Origin of the sequence: Actinomadura rubrobrunea NBRC 15275 (assembly GCF_001552235.1) — a bacterium.
In the GTDB taxonomy this organism is placed as follows: Bacteria; Actinomycetota; Actinomycetes; order Streptosporangiales; family Streptosporangiaceae; genus Spirillospora; species Spirillospora viridilutea.
Map to the genome: position 1 here is coordinate 31,984 of NZ_BCQU01000047.1, position 18,559 is coordinate 50,542.

17 protein-coding genes and 2 pseudogenes are annotated in these 18,559 nt (G+C 74.3%); 6 read left to right on the forward strand and 13 right to left on the reverse strand.

All coding sequences use genetic code 11. From position 1 onward, the window contains the following. Positions 1-23: 23 nt before the first annotated feature. A complete protein-coding gene (locus AR3_RS16225; RefSeq protein WP_083951579.1) occupies positions 24-485 on the reverse strand; it encodes a hypothetical protein in 462 nt (153 codons plus the stop codon). Between the two features lie 39 nt (positions 486-524). On the opposite strand from AR3_RS16225, the gene AR3_RS16230 reads away from it, so the two are divergent. Both AR3_RS16230 and AR3_RS16235 read left to right on the forward strand, forming a co-directional pair. Next, complete coding sequence (locus tag AR3_RS16230) at positions 525-1,211, forward strand: response regulator transcription factor (RefSeq protein ID WP_067915050.1); 687 nt, start codon at positions 525-527, stop codon at positions 1,209-1,211. 64 nt (positions 1,212-1,275) lie between these two features. Next, positions 1,276-2,622 (forward strand): sensor histidine kinase, encoded by a 1,347-nt coding sequence (locus tag AR3_RS16235; RefSeq protein WP_067915051.1) that lies wholly within the window; start codon positions 1,276-1,278, stop codon positions 2,620-2,622. A 484-nt stretch (positions 2,623-3,106) separates the two neighbouring features. Here the strand turns inward: AR3_RS16235 and AR3_RS16240 are convergent, their stop codons facing one another. Next, positions 3,107-3,667 carry a TetR/AcrR family transcriptional regulator gene (locus AR3_RS16240; protein ID WP_067915052.1) on the reverse strand — a complete coding sequence of 187 codons (561 nt, stop codon included), beginning with the start codon at positions 3,665-3,667 and terminating at the stop codon, positions 3,107-3,109. A gap of 83 nt (positions 3,668-3,750) precedes the next feature. On the opposite strand from AR3_RS16240, the gene AR3_RS16245 reads away from it, so the two are divergent. Then, entirely contained in the window at positions 3,751-5,145 is a 1,395-nt protein-coding gene (locus AR3_RS16245; RefSeq protein ID WP_067915053.1) for an amidase, read from the forward strand. On the opposite strand, the gene AR3_RS16250 is transcribed toward AR3_RS16245, so the two are convergent. From AR3_RS16250 to AR3_RS16275, 6 genes are all read right to left on the reverse strand, one after another. Further along, complete coding sequence (locus AR3_RS16250; protein ID WP_067915054.1) at positions 5,126-5,887, reverse strand: glucose 1-dehydrogenase; 762 nt, start codon at positions 5,885-5,887, stop codon at positions 5,126-5,128. The two genes, AR3_RS16245 and AR3_RS16250, sit on opposite strands and share 20 nt — an antisense overlap. Beyond that, the gene (locus tag AR3_RS16255; RefSeq protein ID WP_067915055.1) at positions 5,874-7,991 is read right to left on the reverse strand and encodes an acetate--CoA ligase family protein; all 2,118 of its coding nucleotides are present in this window, start codon (positions 7,989-7,991) and stop codon (positions 5,874-5,876) included. The genes AR3_RS16250 and AR3_RS16255 overlap by 14 nt, the downstream gene beginning before the upstream one ends. Before the next feature lie 9 nt (positions 7,992-8,000). Beyond that, positions 8,001-9,578 carry a class I adenylate-forming enzyme family protein gene (locus AR3_RS16260; protein WP_067915056.1) on the reverse strand — a complete coding sequence of 526 codons (1,578 nt, stop codon included), beginning with the start codon at positions 9,576-9,578 and terminating at the stop codon, positions 8,001-8,003. 65 nt (positions 9,579-9,643) lie between these two features. Beyond that, positions 9,644-9,988, reverse strand: coding sequence for a VOC family protein (locus AR3_RS16265; RefSeq protein WP_067915057.1), 345 nt, complete (start codon positions 9,986-9,988; stop codon positions 9,644-9,646). Further along, positions 9,985-10,386, reverse strand: coding sequence for a Zn-ribbon domain-containing OB-fold protein (locus tag AR3_RS16270; protein ID WP_067915058.1), 402 nt, complete (start codon positions 10,384-10,386; stop codon positions 9,985-9,987). The genes AR3_RS16265 and AR3_RS16270 overlap by 4 nt, the downstream gene beginning before the upstream one ends. A 159-nt stretch (positions 10,387-10,545) precedes the next feature. Then, positions 10,546-11,259 carry an endonuclease V gene (locus AR3_RS16275; protein WP_067915059.1) on the reverse strand — a complete coding sequence of 238 codons (714 nt, stop codon included), beginning with the start codon at positions 11,257-11,259 and terminating at the stop codon, positions 10,546-10,548. 50 nt (positions 11,260-11,309) lie between these two features. On the opposite strand from AR3_RS16275, the gene AR3_RS16280 reads away from it, so the two are divergent. Together AR3_RS16280 and AR3_RS16285 are read left to right on the forward strand one after the other, a co-directional pair. Beyond that, positions 11,310-11,936: an isochorismatase family protein gene (locus tag AR3_RS16280; protein WP_067915060.1), complete on the forward strand. Its 627-nt coding sequence runs from the start codon at positions 11,310-11,312 to the stop codon at positions 11,934-11,936. Next, positions 11,933-12,667 (forward strand): SDR family NAD(P)-dependent oxidoreductase, encoded by a 735-nt coding sequence (locus AR3_RS16285; RefSeq protein ID WP_067915061.1) that lies wholly within the window; start codon positions 11,933-11,935, stop codon positions 12,665-12,667. Before AR3_RS16280 ends, AR3_RS16285 begins: the two co-directional genes overlap by 4 nt. A 14-nt stretch (positions 12,668-12,681) precedes the next feature. On the opposite strand, the gene AR3_RS16290 is transcribed toward AR3_RS16285, so the two are convergent. Further along, a complete protein-coding gene (locus AR3_RS16290) occupies positions 12,682-13,866 on the reverse strand; it encodes a serine hydrolase domain-containing protein (RefSeq protein ID WP_067915062.1) in 1,185 nt (394 codons plus the stop codon). Positions 13,867-13,901: 35 nt separating this feature from the next. On the opposite strand from AR3_RS16290, the gene AR3_RS16295 reads away from it, so the two are divergent. Continuing rightward, the gene (locus tag AR3_RS16295) at positions 13,902-14,846 is read left to right on the forward strand and encodes a cyclase family protein (protein WP_169803845.1); all 945 of its coding nucleotides are present in this window, start codon (positions 13,902-13,904) and stop codon (positions 14,844-14,846) included. Between the two features lie 88 nt (positions 14,847-14,934). On the opposite strand, the gene AR3_RS16300 is transcribed toward AR3_RS16295, so the two are convergent. The 4 genes and pseudogenes from AR3_RS16300 to AR3_RS32950 form a co-directional block, all read right to left on the reverse strand. Next, positions 14,935-16,443, reverse strand: coding sequence for an AMP-binding protein (locus AR3_RS16300; RefSeq protein WP_067915063.1), 1,509 nt, complete (start codon positions 16,441-16,443; stop codon positions 14,935-14,937). A gap of 70 nt (positions 16,444-16,513) precedes the next feature. Next, positions 16,514-17,572: an LLM class flavin-dependent oxidoreductase gene (locus tag AR3_RS16305; protein ID WP_067915071.1), complete on the reverse strand. Its 1,059-nt coding sequence runs from the start codon at positions 17,570-17,572 to the stop codon at positions 16,514-16,516. A gap of 188 nt (positions 17,573-17,760) precedes the next feature. Further along, positions 17,761-18,192, reverse strand: a pseudogene (locus AR3_RS32225) (phosphatidylglycerol lysyltransferase domain-containing protein); the annotation flags it as partial. A gap of 82 nt (positions 18,193-18,274) precedes the next feature. Further along, positions 18,275-18,544 (reverse strand): annotated as a pseudogene (locus AR3_RS32950) (phosphatidylglycerol lysyltransferase domain-containing protein); the annotation flags it as partial. Positions 18,545-18,559: the final 15 nt, after the last annotated feature.

The following is an 18,559-nucleotide window of genomic DNA, read 5'->3' on the forward strand; positions in this document are numbered from 1 at the left end:
ACGGATGTTCGGTTCGCGATGACTTATCCGCCATACTCGTACACCCGCACGATCGGGGCGTGCTGGTACCAACTGGCGATCACCGAGGAGGTGTGGTCCTTGCCGAGGAAGTCGACGCGCAGCCAGCCCTGGGCCTCCGTGACGCGCGTCTCGAACCCCGGGTTGGGCGTGGCCGACACCAGCCGCACCAGAGTCGCGGAGATCGCCATGGCCGCCCGTCCCCCGCGCGCCGCGTAGCTGCGGATGTGCGCGTCGGCAGCCCCGTCGTCCTCGCTCCGCGGCGACGGCGCCGGACGGGCTGCGGCGCCGGGCTCCGGGCCCGGGGCGGCCGAGCGGTCCGGGGGACTGGCGTGAATCACCGGCCCCGCGATCGGCGGGGGAGTGGAACGATCGGACACCGCGCCGCGCACCACGTCGCGAACGCCCAGCCAGGCCAGCCCGACGGCCAATGCCGTCGCAGCAGCCCACGGGGCAACATACGACATCGCGCGACGCACTACGACATGGTGGCATACGGTTCGGGCATGGCGAGTGTGCTGGTGGTGGAGGACGACGCGAACGTCCGTACCGCCCTGATCAGGGAGTTGAGCGCGCGGTCGCACGTGGTGCGCAGCGCGGGGACCGCGATGGACGCGCTGCGCGAGGTCACCCAGGCGCCGCCGGACGTGGTGATCCTCGACCTCGGGCTGCCCGACCTGGACGGCGGCGAGGTGCTGAAGATGCTGCGCGGGGTGTCGGACGTGCCGGTCATCATCGCGACGGCCCGCGACGACGAGCCGGAGATCGTCCGGCTGCTCAACGCCGGCGCCGACGACTATCTGATCAAACCGTTCTCGGCCGAGCACCTGAGCGCCCGGCTCACCGCGGTGCTGCGCCGCGCGTCCCGCTCGGGGCCGACCGCCGAGCTGCGCGTGGGCGGCCTGCGCATCGACCTGGACCGCCGCGAGGTGACGCTGGACGGCTCGCCGGTGGAGCTGACCCGGCGCGAGTTCGACCTGCTGGCCTACCTGGCCGCCCGACCCGGCCGGGTGGTGGCCCGCCGCGAGCTGCTGGCCGAGGTGTGGCGCCAGGCCTACGGGGACGACCAGACCATCGACGTGCACCTGTCGTGGCTGCGCCGCAAGCTCGGCGAGACCGCCGCCAAGCCGCGCTACCTGCACACCGTGCGGGGCGTCGGCGTCCGCCTGGCCGCGCCCGAAGACCGGACATGACCGAACCGCGGCCGGGCGCGGAGCGTACGACCGGCGAGGACGGAGTCGAGGGGCGGAGGCGATCGTGAGGCGCACCCTGGTGCTGGTGTCGTTGGCGGTCACCTCCATGGTCGCCCTGGCGTTCCTCATCCCGCTGGCGCTGACCGTGCGCGAGATCGCCCGCGACAGGGCGCTCACGACCGCCGAGCGGCAGGCCAGCGCCCTCGGGCCCGTGCTCGTCGTCACCGAGGACCCGGCCGCCCTGGAGCGCGCCGTGGCCAGCACGCAGGCGGGCGCCGCGCGGCGGATGGCCGTGCACATGCCGGACGGCACCGTGGTGCCCAAGCAGCCGGGCGGCGAGGTCGTCCGGGTCCGCCCCGAGCAGCTCGCCGAGGCCGGGCGCCGCGGCCGCTGGCACACCGCCCGCGTCCCCGACGGGTGGGCGCTCCTGCAGCCCGTGGCGCTGGACGCGGGCCGCACCGCCGTCGTCGAGGTGTTCATCCCCGACGAGGAGCTGACGCGCGGCGTCTGGCAGGCCTGGGGCGTGATGACCGCCGTGGCCGCCGCGCTCGTCGCGGGCTCGGTGGCCGTGGCCGACCGCCTGGGCGCCCGCATGATCCGGTCCACCCGCCGCCTGGCCGAGGCGGCGAGCGCCTTCGGCGCCGGCGACCTGAGCGTGCGCATCGAACCGGACGGGCCGCCCGAGCTGGTCGAGGCGAGCATGGCCTTCAACGCCATGGCCGACCACGTGGTCCAGCTCCTGGCCGCCGAACGCGAGATGGCCGCCGACCTGTCCCACCGGCTGCGCACGCCGCTGGCGGCGCTGCGGCTCAACGCCGAGGCCCTCGGCGAGGGGCCGGTCGCCGACCAGACCCGCGAGGCCGTGGACCGCATCGAACGCGAGGTCGACCAAATCATCCGCACCGTGCGCCGCCCCAGCCGCCGCGGCAGCTGCGACGCCGCCAAGGTGCTGCGCGAACGCGTGGAGTTCTGGTCCGTGCTGGCCGAGGACGAGGGCCGCTCCTGCGAGCTGATCGGCGCCGACCGCCCGGCGCCGCTGCCCCTGCCCGCCGCCGAGCTGGCCGCCGCCGTCGACGCCCTGCTCGGCAACATCTTCCGCCACACCCCCGAAGGCACCGACTTCGCCGTCACCCTGCACGTGGGGGAGGGCATCACCGGCATCCTGGTCGCCGACGCGGGCCCGGGCATCGCCGACCCCGAGGCCGCCTTGAAGCGCGGCCAGAGCGGCGGCGGTTCCACCGGCCTCGGCCTGGACATCGCCCGCCGCGCCGCCGAGTCCACCGGCGGGTACCTGCGCATCCACCGCTCCGTCCTGGGCGGCGCGCAGATCCAGATGTGGTTCCGCACCAAGTGGCTGCCCCCGCCGCGCCGCTCCCGCCGCCTGGTCCGCCGCCGCCACTCCCGCACCTGACCGCGGCGCCGCCCGTTCCGTCCGCCGTGTCGCGCGCGGCCCGACGCTCCGCACCGAAACCGACGTCATCACCCGACGGGAGCCGCCGGGATAAGGAAGCGCGGCCGCGTGCCGTACGCAGAGTGATCGCTTATTTCGTTTTGTGTGACGGCGCGCTGGGCAAGTGACGCAACCGAATACAGACTTCGCGTCCAATAGCGGGCCGGGGAATGGTTCGGAATAAGCGTGGCTCAGGCGTTCCCTAAAGGAGCCTTAAGGGAGTTCGCCGGGGGCGGCGGGCGCCATAACGTTCTGGGTGTCACAGCAAGACTTATGGCGGAGGTGCAGAGGCTGGAGAGCAGAGCGAACGTCGGCTGAGGTTCCGACCCGAGGTTCCTGATTGAGACAGGCGGCCGGCCCGTACGACCCCGTATTCCGCTCTTGGGGCGTACGGGCCGAAGCCTTTTCAGGGGCAGTCGGTGACCGAGCGCTGTCGCGAGCGCGTTCAGGTGCGGGGGAGGGCGCCGTGCAGGAGGAGGCGGAAGGCGTCGGCCGTCCCCGAGGCCGTGGTGTCGCCGGTGGACAGGCGGCGGACGGCCAGTCCGTAGAGCATGGCGACGACGGCGGGGGCGTGGCGTTCGGCGTCGGGGATGCCGAGCGCGGTCAGCACGGCGGTGGCGAGGCGGTCGTAGGCCTCGACCGCGCGGACCGAGGTGGCGCGGACGGCGGGGTCGCGCGACGCGTGCAGGTGCAGTTCCAGGTTCGCCAGCTGCTCGGGTCCGTAGGAGAAGTCGATGATGGCCTTCTCCACCTCGTCGGCGGCCTCCTCGGCGCTGATGCCGGCGGCGCGCAGCCGTTCGACGCGGTCGGTGATGCGGGCGATCTCGGCCTCGACGAAGGTGTGCAGGGCCTCCCGGAGCAGGTCGGACTGGTTCGGGAAGTGGTAGGTCAGCGAGCCGAGGGAGACGCCGGCCGCGCGGGCGACGGCGCGGTTGGTCACGGCGCCGACGCCCTGCTCGGCGATGAGGCGCAGGGCGGCCTGGAGGATGCGGTCACGGGCGTTCATCGGCCCCAGTCTTCCCGATCGGGCGGCGTTCGCTTATCGTTCGTTCGAACGAACGATACCCCGGACGGGACCGGAGGTGCTGCGTGGAAGGGCTGGCCGAGCAGGCGCGGGCGCTGGCGGACGGCGCGGTGACGTCGAAGGAGCTGGTCGAACGGTCGCTGGAGCGCATCGCGGAGCTGGACGGGCTCGGCGCCTTCCGAGTGGTGTGCGCCGAGGCGGCGCGGAAGGCGGCGGCGGAGGCCGACCGGCGGCTGGCGGACGGGGAGCGGCTGCCGCTGCTCGGCGTCCCGGTGGCGATCAAGGACGACACGGACCTGGCGGGGGAGACCACGCCGTTCGGCGTCCCCGGCGACCACCTGCCGAAGGAGCACGACGCGGAGGTGGTGCGGCGGCTGAAGGCGGCCGGGGCGGTCATCGTGGGCAAGACGACGACGTGCGAGCTGGGGCTGTGGCCGTTCAGCGAGTCGCCGGGGTTCGGCCGCGCCCGGAACCCGTGGAACCCGCGGCACACGCCGGGAGGGTCGTCGGGCGGGTCGGCGGCGGCCGTCGCGGCCGGGATGGTCCCCGCGGCGGTCGGGTCGGACGGGGCGGGCTCGATCCGCATCCCGGCGGCGTGGACGAGCCTGGTGGGCATCAAGCCGCAGCGGGGGAGGGTGTCCGGGTTCCCGCATCGCGACCCCTTCTACGGGCTCACGGTATGGGGGCCGCTGGCCAGGAGCGTGGAGGACGCCGCGCTGCTCCTGGACGTGCTGACCGGAAGCCACCCGGAGGACCGGTACCGGCTCGACAGGCCCGTGTCGTCGTTCCGGGAGGCGGCCGAGACCGAGCCGCGGCGACTGAAGATCGCCGTGTCGTACACGACCGCGTTCGGGGTGAGCGGCCGGCTCGACCCGGAGATCCGGGCGGCGGTGGAACGCGTGGCCCGAAGGCTCACGGAGCTGGGGCACAAGGTGTTCCCCGCCGATCCCGACTACGGGCCGGTCGTGCTGGGACTGGTGCCGCGCGGCACGGCCGGCGTGGCGGACTGGCTGGACTCCCTTCCGGGGGCGCGGCCGGAGCCGCGGACGGCCATGGAGGCCAGGATCGGCAGGACGGTCGGCCGGAGGCTGCTGCCGCTGGCCCGGCGCATGGACCCCGGGCTGCGGAGGAGGATCGGCAGGATCTTCCAGTACGCGGACGTGGTGCTGACGCCGACCACCGCGCAGCTGCCGCTGAAGGTGGGGGCGTTCGACGGCGTTCCGTACCGGAAGACGCAGTCGGGGGTCGCCGCGGCGTGCCCGTACTGCTGGCCGTGGAACGTCCTGGGCTGGCCCGCGGTCAACGTCCCGGCGGGCATGAGCGAGTCGGGGCTGCCCATCGGGGCGCAGCTGCTCGGATACGACTCGGACGAGGCGACGCTCATCTCCCTGGCCGCCCAGCTCGAGGCCGTGGAGGGGTGGACGGCGCGCCGTCCGGACCTCAGTACCCTGCGCCGGTGAGCATTCCGCCGTCCACCACGAACTCGCCGCCGGTGCAGTAGCTGGACTCGTCCGAGGCCAGGTACACCACCAGCCCGGTGACCTCCTTCGTGCGGCCGAGGCGGCCGAGCGGCAGCGCCTTGAGGAAGGCGTCGGCGCTGTCGGCGGTGGCCTTGACGATGTCGTCCTGCATCGCCAGCGGCGTGACGATGCCGCCGGGGTGGATGGAGTTGACGCGGATCCCGTCCGGGCCGAGTTCGCGGGCGGCGGCCTTGGTGAGGCCGCGCACGCCGAACTTGCTGGCGGAGTAGGCGGCGAGCCCGGCGGCGCCGATGAACCCTTCGGTGGACGACACGTTGACGATGGAGCCGCCGCCCGCGGCCCGCATCGCCGGCGTGACGGACTTGACGCCGAGCCACTGCCCGACGAGGTTGACGTCGAGGATGCGGCGGAACTCCTCCAGCGGCATCTCCTCGATGGTCCGGTACCGGAGGATCCCGGCGTTGTTGACCAGCACGTCGAGGCGGCCGTAGACGTCGACGGCGGTGGCGACGGCGGTCTTCCAGTCGTCGGGCGAGCTGACGTCCATCCGCAGGAAGCGCGCGTCGTCACCGAGGCCGGCGGCGACCTCGGCGCCCTCGTCCTCCAGGACGTCCCCGAAGACCACCTTGGCGCCCTCGGCGACGAAGCGACGCACGTGCGCCTTTCCCATGCCGCGCGCGCCTCCGGTGATGAGCGCGACCTTGCCGTCAAGCCGTCCCATGCCTGCTCCTCGCGGCGTATGTCTTTCCTGCGGCCACTGCGGCAGCGGCGGCCTCCATGGTGCGGTACACCGGTATCCCGGCGGTCCGGGCGATGCGCCGGATGTCGTCCTCGACCCCGGGCGGCGCGCATTCGCTGTTGCGCAGCACCAAGGTGACGCGGGTGCGGGGCGCCTCCTCCTGGAGGACGCCCACTCTGCGGGCGAACGTCAGCAGCGGGGCGGGGTCGGTGCCGCCGAAAGTGAAGAAGCTCTGCACGTTGACGTGCGCGACGAGGTCCGTGAACGGGTTCTCGGTCAGGATCGCCTTCGCGGCGTTCCGCACCAGGTCGGGATCGGCCCGCGGGCCCACGGGGATCTCGAGGGGGTTGGCCAGGGAACTGCCCGCGCCGAGACCGAGGGAGCGCAGGGCGGCCTCCGTCTCACGGGACAGCGGGGCGAGGTCGAGGCCCGCACCGTCGAACACGTCGGCGGCGAGGACGCTCGCGCCGCCGCTCGGCCCGATCACCAGCACGTCGCCGCCGGGGCCGACGTCGCGGGCGCCGTGCAGGTCGAGGAAGTCCAGGGCGCCGATGAGGTCGTCCTGGCCGGTGACGAGCGCGACGCCGGCCTGCGCCGCCAGCGCCGGCCAGACGCGGTCGTCGCGGACCATGCCGCCGGTGTGGGACGCGGCGGCCGCGCGGCCCTGGCGGCTGCGGCCCCCGACCAGCGCGACGACCGGCTTGCCGGTCTCCCGCATCGCCTCGAACAGGCCCCGGCCGTCGCGCGGGTCCTCCAGGTAGAGGCCGATGACGGCGGTGTCGTCGTCGGCCGCCAGGTAGCGCAGCAGCTCGGCGGGCGTCACGTCGGCGCTGTTGCCGACCGTGGCGACCTTGGAGAACGCCAGCCCGCGCCGCTCCCCGACCTTGACGACCTCGCCCGCGAGCCCGCCGCTCTGCGAGACCAGCGCGATGCGTCCGGGGCGTCCCGGCTCGCCGCCGAGGAACGTCTGGCCGCCGGCCGGCGCGTACACGCCCATGCAGTTGGGGCCGAGCAGCCGCACGCCCGCCTCGCGCGCCGCCGCCAGCAGGTCGTCCTCCAGCCCGGCGGCGCCCATCTCGCGGAACCCGCCGCTCATCACCTGCACGAACGGGATGCCGGCCGCCTGCCGCACCACGTCGGGGCACCGCCGCGCGGGCACGGCCACCAGCGCGTAGTCGACGTGGGGGGCGGCGTCCGCGAGGGACGGGACGCACGGCACGCCGTCGATCTCGCCGGCCTCGGGGTGCACGGCGAGCAGCGTCCCCTTGTACCCGGCCGCCTTGTAGAAGCCGAGGAACATGTTGCCGAACCCGGGCCTCTTGGTGGACGCGCCGACCACGGCGACGCCGCGCGGCGCGAACAGGCGGTCGAAGTCGGTCGCGCCGGGCCGCCGCCGGGGCCGGAGGGCGCGCGGCCCGGTGGGCAGCGCGTCGGCGCCGAGCAGGCGGGCGTCGACGGCGACGGCGCCGTCCGGACCGCAGATCACCGGGTTGAGCTCGAACTCGGTGAAGCCCTCGCCGAGCCGGTCGACGATCCCGTCGGGGCCGCCGACCGCCAGCATCACCTCGACCAGCGCGTCCCGGTCGACGCCCGGACGTCCGCGCGCGCCGTCCAGCAGGGCGCGGCCGCGCAGCTCGTCCAGCATGGCGCGCGCGTCGGCCTCGGCGATCGGGCACAGGCGCAGCGCCGTGTCGCGCAGCGCCTCCGTCCACACCCCGCCGAGTCCCACGAGCAGCACCGGCCCGAACACGGGATCGCGGACGGCGCCCACGATGACCTCCACGCCCGGCGCGGCCTGCTCCTCGACCAGGAAGCCGTCCGCCGCCGCGCCCCGCGCCGCCAGGGCGGCGCGCATCTCGGCGGCGGCCTCGGCCGCTGCGCGCGGCGACCCGACGTTCAGGCGGACGGCTCCGGCGTCGCTCTTGTGCACCAGGTCGGGCCCGTACGCCTTCACCACGAGGGGGTGCGCCAGGCCGCGGGCGGCCGCTTCCACGTCCTCGGGGGACGGAGCGGTCGCGCCGCGCGGCACGGTCACCCCGAACTCTCGGATCCACGCCTTGACGGCGGGCTCGGGAACCGGCGTCATCGGCCCGGTTCACCGGACGCGGTCGGCGTACAGGTCGCGGATGCCGCGCCGCAGCAGCTTGCCCGGCCCGCCCGACGCGTCCTGCGTGTGCGGCAGCTCGTCGGCGACGACGACGGCGTCGGGCGCCTGGTGGGCGGGCAGCCGTTCGGCGAGCGCGGCGCGCACCCGGTCGGCGTCCAGCGTCGCCCCGGACCGGGGGACGACCGCCAGCAGGATCTTCTGCTCGACCGCCTCGCCGCCCTCCGGGTGGGCGGGCACCCCGACGGCCCCGGCCTCGGCCACGCCCTCCACCTCGACGGCCGCCTCCTCGATCTGCGCGGGCTGCGTCCACTGCCCGCCCTTGAGGATGGAGTCCTCGCGGCGGCCCAGCACGTAGAGGAACCCGTCCTCGTCCATGCGGCCCAGGTCGCCGCCGACGTACCAGCCGTCGCGCAGCACCTCGGCGGTCTTGTCGGGCTGCCCGTCGTACCCGGCCATCAGGTTCGGGCCGGACAGGTTGATCTCGCCGACCTCGCCGACGACGCGGTTGCCCCGCGGATCGGTGATCCGCACCGCGCAGGACGTGCGCGCCCGGCCCACCGACGCGATGTCCTGGCTGCCGTCGTCCTGGCGGCCGACGCAGGTGTAGGGCGCCTCGGTCTGCCCGTAGTAGCTGTAGATCGCCGCGCCCGGCAGCCGCTTCATGATGCGTTCGCGCAGACTCGGCAGCAGCGGCTCGCCGCCCAGCACGATCGTCCGCAGCGACGACAGGTCGACGTCGCGGTGCTCGTCCGAGCCGAGCAGCGCGGAGAAGAAGCTGGGGATCAGGCTGACGTGGGTGACCTTCTCGCGCGGCACCACCTTCAGGAAGTTCGACGGCCCCCAGTCCTGCTCCAGGACCAGCTTCATGCCCGCGTAGAAGGCCGGGCCGACCAGCGCCGGGAAGCCGATGCCCCAGATGATCGCGCCCGTGCCCATGACGGCGTCCGGGCCTCCGCTGTCGATGTCCAGCCAGATCTGCGCGGACGCCAGCGAGCTGAAGTGGGTGTGCATGACCGCCTTGGGCAGTCCCGTCGTGCCGGAGGTGTAGAACAGCGCGAGCAGGTCGTCGCCGAACCCGCCCAGCGGCGGCTCGTCCTCGCTCGCCTCGGCGGCCAGCGCGTCCACGTCGGCGGCGTCGGCGCCCGGTCCGCCGACGCGCAGCCACAGCTTGACGTCCGGCAGGTCGGGGCGGATGGACGCGACCACGTCCTCCACCGTGGCGTCGTACACGAACGCGGTGCACGCGGAGCGCCGCACCACCTGCCGCAGCGTGTCGGCGGGCCAGTGCGGGTTGAGCGCGGCGACGATCGAGCCGATCTTCATCTGCGCCAGGTAGACCTCGGCGACGTGCAGCGTCTCGTTCAGCAGCGACGCCACCCGCGCGCCGGGCGTCACCCCGGCTGCCAGCAGCGCGTGCGCCACCCGGTTGACCCTGCGGTCGAGCTGGTCGTAGGTGAAGCTCTGCTTGCCGCAGTACGTGAGCGCCACCTTGTCGGGGGTGCGCCGGGCGTTCGCGGTGAGGATGGCGTAGGCGTAGTTGCTGTAGGGGGAGTTCTCTCGCGCCACGGCTCGTCTCCTTCGGCTCCGGCTCGGGGTGGGGTGGCGGTCGGTGGCGGGGGGACGGTCCCTGGTCAGGTGCGGGGCGAGTAGAGGACGAACGCGTTGCCGGCGGGGTCGCGCAGCACGGCGCGGGTCTCGTGCGGCCCGTCCTCGGGACCGCGCACGAGCCGCGCCCCGGCCGCGGTCACCCGTTCGACGGTCGCGGCCACGTCGGCGACCTTGAACGACACCGCGGGCACGCCGTCGGTGACGTCCTCGTCCGGGCCGGCCACCGCGAACGTGGCGCCGCCGCCGTCGAACGCGGCGAACCGGTCGCCGTCGGTGAACTTCACGGCCAGGCCGAGGGCGTCGCGGTAGAAGCGGACCGCCTCGTCCAGGTGCTCCGCGACGTACAGGACATTGCCGATGCGCGTCATGCCGCCGGCCTCCAGTGGGGGATCGGGCCGAAGCCGTCCAGCTCATCGAAGGCCACCCGGACCGGCATGCCGATCCGCACCTCCTCGGGCGGGCAGCCGACGACGTCCCCGAACACGCGGGCGCCCTCCGGCAGGTCGATCCAGGCCACGACGTACGGCGGCGCGAACCCGGGGAGGAAGGCGCGGTGCACGACGCTGAAGGTGTGTACGCGGCCGCGTCCGGACACCGGCTCGTACGTGAGTTCGGCGCCGCCGCAGAACGGGCAGGACGGTTCGGGGAAGTGCACGAACCGCGCGCATCCGGAGCAGCGCTGGAGCACCAGCTCGCCGCGCCGGCAGGCCGTCCAGTACGGCTCGGTCAGCGGCGTCGGCGCGGGGAAGGGGCGCGGGCGGTCCATCGCCAACCAACCTAGCGCACGCTTGGTATGCCGACAAGGTCGCCGGAGCGGGCGTGATCGGGGCGCGGGCGTGCGGCTCAGGCGGACGCTGTCAGAAGTTCAGGCGGACGACGTCACAGGTTCAGGCGGACGACACATATTCAGGCGGACGACACATATTCAGGCGGACGACGTCAGAGCGGCGAGCGCGTCGCGGGACAGGCGGTCCGCCCGGCGCGTGGTCTCCGGGAGGCGGTAGCGCGGGGCCAGCGCGAGGGCGTGGCGGCACGCGGTGTCGAGGCCGATGCGGTGCCCGACCGACACGAACACCGGCTTCACGCCGTCCTGGGTCCGCAGCACGCGGCCGACGACCTCGCCGTCGTGCCGCACCGGGGCGGCGTCGCCGCGCCGCTCGCCCGGCGGGTCGTAGGCGCCGACGAACGGGGTCTTGGCGACGCCCATCGACGGCAGCCCCGTGAGCACGCCCAGGTGGCAGGCCAGGCCGAAGCGGCGCGGGTGGGCCAGCCCGTAGCCGTCGCAGACCAGCAGGTCGGGCGTCGTCTCCAGCCGCCGCAGCGCCTCGACCAGCGCGGGCAGCTCGCGGAACGCCAGCAGCCCGGGCACGTACGGGAACGCGGCGGTGCCGGCGGCCGTCGCCTCCTCCACCACCTCCAGCGTCTCGGCGTCCAGGACCACCGCCGCGGCCGCGAGCCGTCCGCCGCGCCCGGACGGGCCGCGGGCGCCGTCGCGCTCGTACGCCACGTCCAGTCCGGCGATCGTGCGCGGCCGCAGCGGGCCGCGGTCCCGCAGGTCGAGCAGCGGGCGCAGCCGGTCCTGGATCTCCTCGGCCTCCCGGGCCGTGGCGGGCCAGTCGTGCAGGTCGCGGACCTCCATGGACGGGACCTTACCGGCCCCGTCTACCAAGCAAGTGCTAGATTGTTCACGTGCCGATCGACCTCGCCGCACTGGCCGCCCCCGCCCGCACCGCCCTGCTGGTCATGGAGATGCAGCGCGGCGTCGTCGGTGACCTGGCCCGCTTCCCCGACCTGGTCGAGGTGTGCGCGGAACGGGACGTCGTCGCCAACGCCGCCCGCGCCGTCACCGCCGCCCGGGACGCCGGGGTGCGCGTCGTGCACTGCACCGCCGCGTTCCGCGCCGACCGCGCCGGCAGCCACACCGACAACTGCCCGTTCATCAAGGGACTGCTGCGCGACCCCGCGCACATGCTGGAGGGCACGCCCGCCGTCGAGGTGCTGCCGGAGCTGCACGACCCGGTCGACCTGGAGGCGCGCCGCTACCACGGGTTCTCGCCGTTCACCGGCACGTCCCTGGACGTGACGCTGCGCTCGCTCGGCGTCCGCACCGTCGTCGCCCTCGGCGTGTCCCTCAACCTCGGCATCCCGGGACTGTGCCTGGAGGCGGTGAACCTCGGCTACTGGGTGGTCGTCGTCACCGACGCCGTCGCCGGCACGCCCGCCGACTACGGCGACGCCGTCATGGCCCACACCATCGCCCTGCTGGCGGCCCGCGCCACCAGCACCGACCTCGCCGCCGCCTGGAGGAGCGCGTGAACGGACTGAGCCTCGACGGACGCGTCGCGGTGGTCACCGGCGGCGCCGGGGGCATCGGCCGCGCCGTCTGCGCGGACCTGGCGTCCCTCGGCGCGCACGTCGTCGTCGCCGACATCGACGCCGCCGGCGCGAAGGAGGTCGCCGCCGCCCTCGGCGGCACCGCCCGCCGCGTCGACCTCGCCGACCCCGCCGACATCGACCGCTTCACCGCCGAAGTGGGACGGGTCGACGTGCTGGTGCACAACGCGGGCGTCAGCTTCGTCGAAAAGTTCACCGACAGCGACCCCGCGCACTGGGACCTGATGTGGAAGGTGAACCTGCGCGCGCCCATGCAGCTCACCAAGGCCCTGCTCCCCGGCATGACCGAGCGCGGGTGGGGGCGGCTGGTGTTCGTCTCGTCCGACGGCGCGCGCGCCGGATCGGGCGGCGAAGGCGCCTACGCGGCCACCAAGGCGGGCATGTTCGGCCTGGCCAAGACGCTCGCCCGGGAGGCCGCGCGCGACGGCGTCACCAGCAACGTGGTGTGCCCGGGCCCGACCGACACCCCGATGGGACGGGCGGTGGCCGAGCGGCATCCGGGGCTGCTCGACAAGCTCGCCCGGCAGATCCCGCTGCGCCGCATCGCCCGGCCCGATGACATCGCCGGGCTGGTGGCGTTCCTGTGCACCGACCGCGCCGGGTACATCACGGGCCAGACGATGTCGGTCAGCGGCGGCATCACGATGGCGTGATGGCCGCGGACGGCTCAGCCGAGGGACGCGTAGGCGGCCTCGAGCAGGCGGTAGGCGCGCAGGTCGCCGCCCGGGTCGTAGTTCAGCAGGTTGGGCACGTAGGCCAGCGCCAGCCCGGCCTCGGCGTCGCCCAGACCCATCGACCCGCCCGCGCCGCTGTGCCCGAACGCCGTGCCGCGCCCGGCCTCCGGGACGAGGAACGTCGTCGCCGGGCGCATGTACCCGAGCCCGAACGCGGAGTCCACGATGAGCGTGCGGTCGGGGCCGTGCACGCGCGGCCGGAGGGCCTCGGCCAGCGTGTCGGGCCGCAGGATGCGCCCGGCCACCAGGTCGCGGTAGAAGCCCGCCAGGCCCGCCGCCGTCGTCATCATCCCCGCGCCCGGCCAGCCCGCACGCAGCACCACCGGGTTGTTGAAACCGTTCGTGCCCGGATGCGGGTTGTTGAGCGCCCGGTTCATCAGGCTGCCGGGGTCGGCCTCCGCCTCCGCCCTCCGCTTCAGCAGCGAGGCGTCCGGCGTCGGGACGCCCTCGGCCGGGCGCTCGCCCTCCCGGGACGGCGCGGGCCGCTTGTTGGTGAGCTTGGCGCCGCGTTCGATGACGTCGTCGGGCGCGCCGATCCACAGGTCGAGCGCCCCGGCGAACTCCTCTTTCACGAACGCGCCGACCGTCCGCCCCGACCGGCGCCGGACGATCTCGCCGGCCAGCCAGCCGAAGGTCAGCGCGTGGTAGCCGTGCGCCTCGCCGGGCGTCCACTCGGGCTCCTGCTCCGCCAGCGCCGCCGCCGGCGCCGCCGGGTCCGCGGCCTGCTCGGCGGTGAACGGGCGGGCCAGCACCGGCAGCCCCGCCTGGTGCGACAGCAGGTGCGCCGCCGTCGCGCCCTCCTTGCCGTGCGCGCCGAACTCCGGCCACCACGCGGTCACCGGGCCGTCGACGTCGTAGGCGCCGCGTTCGGCCAGCAGCAGCGCGGCGGTCGCGGTGAGCGCCTTGGTGCAAGAGAAGGCGAAGCACGGCGTGTCGGCCCGCCACGGGCGTCCGGTGCGCCGGTCGGCGACGCCGCCCCACAGGTCCACCACCTTGCGGTCGCCCGCGTACACCGCGACGGCGGCGCCCAGTTCCAGGCCGTCGGCGAAGTGCTGCTCGAAGACGTCCCGCACCGCCGCGAAGGCCGGATCGCAATACCCCTGAGCCGTCTGCGTCATGTGCCCGCTCCGCTCGTCGAGGAAGGTCTGACCGAATGATGTTCGAAGAGTATGACAACTGGGGGCATGGCAACTGGGGGCGGTGGGGAGCCGACGACGAGCGCGGCACCCTCAACCTGCTGACCCCCGAGACGGTCGTCGCGGCGGCGCGGTGCGTGCGGGAGGGCCGCGTGGTGAGCCTGGCGATGCCGATCCGGGGCGCCACGTCGTCGGCCGCGCCCACCACCGTCCCGCACCTGCGGGGCAGGCCGCTGCCGCAGCACTTCATGTCCGTGGACGGCGGCGACTACGCGGCGGGCGCGCGGGCGGTCGGCGCGGGCCTGAAGATGGCCGACGACGCGCTCGTCGTCACGCCGCACGGCACGACCACGCACATGGACGCGCTGTGCCACATGTGGTCGGGCGACGAGCTCTACAACGGGCACCCGGCCGGACGGGTGCGCTCGTACGGCGCGCAGCGCTGCGGCATCGACAAGGCCGGGCCGGTGGTGGCGCGGGGCGTGCTGTTCGACGTGGCGAGGCTGCGCGGCGTGCCCCACCTGGCCGCGCACGACCGGATCGGCCCCGACGACTTGCAGGGCTGCCTCGACGCGACCGGCGTCGACCTGCGCCCGGGGGACGTCGCCGTCATCCGCACCGGCTGGCCCCTGACCTGGGAGGAGCAGGGGCCGGACGCCTACTGGTCCGGCCAGCCGGGGCTCGACGCCGACGGCGGCCGCTGGCTGGCCGGACGCGACGTGAGCGTGGTCGCCGCCGACAACGCCGCGATCGGCGGCCTCAACGACCGCCAGCTCGCCGACGAGGGCCCGGACGACGACCTGCACCTGATCCTCCTGTGGCGGCACGGCGTCCACCTGGCGGAGATGCTCTGGCTGGAGGAGCTCGCCGCGGCCCGGCCCGCCGACTTCCTGTTCGTCGCGGCCCCGCTGCGCATCGAGGGCGGCACCGCGAGCCCGATCACGCCGATCGCCGTCCTGTAGCGGCCCGCCGCGGCCGGGCCGCGCGGCCGTCCTCGCGGCGCGCGGCGCGGCGGGCGGGGAGCCGTCCGCGCGATCCGCGCGGCGGACGTCATGACCCCGGGTAGGCGCCGCCCCCGTAGCGTTCGTCGAGCGCGTCGTAGTCGGGTGTGAAGCCGCGTTTGGGGATCTCGTCGGCGAACTCGACGTACCGCGGCTTCTTGTACGAGGCGATCTCGGTGCGGACGTGCTCGACGATCTCCTCGGGGGTGGCGGAGGCGCCGTCCTTCAGGACGACGATCGCCTTGGGGGACTGGCCGAACCGCTCGTCCGGGACGCCGATCACGGCCGCGTCCGCGATCGCCGGATGGGTCTTCAGCGCGCGCTCCACCTCGGCGGGGTAGATGTTCTCGTTCGCCGACTTGATCATGCGCAGCTTGGGGCCAATGAACGTGATCGTGCCGTCGGGTTCGCGGCGGCCCAGGTCGCCGGTGTGGTGCCAGCCGCCCGCCGTCTTGGCCGCGTTGAGCTCGGGCCGGTTCCAGTAGCCGCAGAACACGCTGCCGCCGCGCGCGCAGATCTCGCCGACCTCGCCGGGCGGCACCTCGGCGCCGGAGGCGTCCAGGATCCGCACCTGCGTCAGCGGCGACGGCCGGCCCGCCGTCCCCCGGCCGCCCATGCCGAGGCCGAGGAACGTCAGCATGCCGCCGACCTCGGTCTGCCCGTAGCCGCCCATCCCGGACGCGCACCACGGGCTGTCGTCCACCGTGATCATCTCGTCCCACTCCGGGGAGTGCGAGACGAAGCGCAGCGACGACAGGTCGTACGCGCGGTCCTTGTTGGCCTGCACCAGCGCGTCGATCATCGGGCCGAACAGGAACGCCTGCGTGACCCGCTCCCGTTCGATGAGGCGGCAGACCTCCGCCGGCTCGAAGGCGGGGGTGACCACGATCGTGCCGCCGAGCTGGAAGGTGGCCAGCGTGAACATCATCGTCCCGACGTGGAACAGCGGGCCGCACGCCAGGAAGGTGAAGCCGTCCTCCATCTGCCGGATGTGCAGCAGCGCCATGCTGTGCGCGACCAGCGCGGAGTCGCTGAGCAGGGCGGCGTGGGGGCGTCCGTCGAACGCGCCGGTGTAGAGCGCGAGGACGGGGGAGTCGGGGGAGACGTCGGCGTCCGGGTCGGTCGGCTCGGCCGCGGCCGCCCACGACTCGTACTCCTCGCCGGATTCGACCCAGCGCGCGTCGGGCGTGACCTGCCCGCGCGCCTTCTCCACCGCCTCCGACTCCTCCCACACCACGACGGCCGGGGCGAGGTCGGTGAGCACGTGGGCGAGCTCGTCGGCGGTCTGCCGCCAGTTGGCCGGGCAGAAGATCGCGCCGAGGCGCGAGCAGGCCAGCAGCAGCTCCAGCACCCGGAAGGAGTTCCGCCCGAGCCACAGCACGCGTGCGCCGGCCGTCACGCCGTCGGCGGCCAGCGCGCCCGCCAGGCGGTTCACCCGCGCGTCCAGCTCGGGCCAGGTCAGCCGCAGGTCGCCGTCGACCACGGCGGTGCCGAGCGGCCGGCTCCGCCGGTGCTCGCCGAGAACGTCCCCGAGGGTGAGCCGGTGTACGAGGGACATCGCGCCTCCTGGATGTGACGGAACCGGGGGGTGTGGAAGGGCCCGGCGGCCCGCGGGGCGGCCCGGCGGCTCAGCGGAAGGCGGGCATGACCTCCGCCGCGAAGAACCTCAGGACCTTCTTCATCTCCTCGACGGGCATGGGCCGGGTGGAGCCGAAGTCGCACATCAGGTGGGAGTAGCCCATCTCCCGGATCATCTGGATCTGGCCGATGACCCGCTCGGGGTCGCCGATCACCTCCAGCTGCTCCCAGCGGAACTCGCTGTCGACCGCGCCGCCCTTGAGGTAGCGGTTCTGGTAGTACTCGAACCCCTTGGCGGTCTCGCCGGTGCGCGAGTCGATGGGCGCGCTCTGCGGGTTGAAGATGCGCGAGCGGTCGAACATCGCCTCGAAGCGGGCCTGGTCCGCGCGAGCCTGCTCGATGGTGGGCGCCACGTACACGATGCGGCTGGCCACCAGCTCGGCGTCGGCGGCGTCCACGCCGTGGGCGGCGGCCACGGCGTGCCAGGTCTCGGCCGCCTTGGCGATCTTGCGGAACGGCGCGGCGGGGTCGGCCAGGATGGGCAGGCCGCGGGCGGCGTAGATCTCCACGGTCTCCGGGCTGATCGCGGCGACGTGCAGCGGCGGGTGCGGCTTCTGCAGCGGACGCGGCGTCAGCGTCAGCGGGCGCTTGGTCCGGTGGTAGCGCCCCTTGTACTCGAAGTCGTCCTGCGTCCACAGGCCGACCACCATGTCCAGGCACTCGTTGAAGCGGTCGCGCGCCTCGCCGAGGTCGAGCCCGAAGTTCTCGAACTCGATGCTCTGGTAGCCGCGGCCCACCCCGAGGTTCAGCCGGCCGCCCGACAAAAGGTCCACCATCGCGGCCTCCTCGGCCACGTGGATGGGGTTGTGCAGCGGCAGCACGACGATGCCGGTGCCCAGTCGCAGCCGCTCGGTGCGGGCCGCCAGATGGGCCAGCATCGTGAAGATGTTGGGCACCACGCCGTAGTCGCGGAAGTGGTGCTCGGCGACCCACACCCCGTCGAAGCCGAGCTCCTCCAGGAGCTCGATCACCTCGATCTGGTAGTCGTACACCTCGCGCGCGCTCTGGCCCGCGTTCTGGTGGAACAGGTGGAAGGTCGAGAACTTCATCGGGCGGTCGGCCACGGCTACGGCTCCTTCTTCACCGGGCGCGTGCGCGGGGGCGCGGCGTCCCCGGCGCGCGCCGGGTCGGGACAACGCCGGTCCCCATCATTGCGTACCAAGCGCTCGCTTGGGAAGTGTTCCGGGGCGAGGCCGCCGGGAAACGGACGCCGCCGCGGGCCGCGGCCGGCGCGCGATCAGGGGCGCTGCGGCAGCCCGGCGGCGCGGGGCAGCGGCTCCTCGGGCGCGGGCGCCGGCCGGGTCCGGCCGAACTCCAGCGTCAGCAGCGCCGCCGCCAGCCGGGCGATGTCCCACCAGGACCGGAACACGATGCTGCGCGGCCGGTAGGCGGGCCGGAACTTGCGGTCGAACAGGTACAGCGACTCCACCGCGATCCACGGGTCGAGCAGGTGCAGCGCCCGGTAGCCGGCGCGCTCGGCGAGCCCGCGCTCGGCCGACTCCAGCAGTGCGCGGAACGCGGCGAAGTTCAGCGACACCTCCGCCACGCCGTGCCGCCGCGCGTACCCGACGACCTCGACGATGAGCCGCTCGTTGACGCCGTTGGGGGCGCCCGGCGCCCGCCGCATCGCGTCCAGGCTGAGCCCCGACCCGGAGATCAGGTACCGCTGGAACGCGACCGGCTCCCCCCGCGCGGTCGCGGGCGACGGCGATCAGCGCGTCGGCGCGGTAGCCGGTGAGCAGCTCGTCCAGGTTCATGGAGAAGCCGCGCTCGGCCGCGCCGCCCAGCGCGCGCGCCGCGACCCGCCGCAGGGCCTCCCGCAGGTCGGGCGCCAGGTCCCCCTCCCGCAGGATCCGCGTGGTCACGCCCGCGTTGCGGGTGCGCTGCACGGCCTGCCGGACGTTGCGCATGGACCGCCCCCGCAGGCCGAACTCGGCGGTCCGGATGACCACCTCGTCGCCGAACCCGAACGAGCGCAGCGGCGCCCACAGCGGCAGCCGGTCGGCGCCCGCGCCGAGCACGGCGGGCCGCCAGCC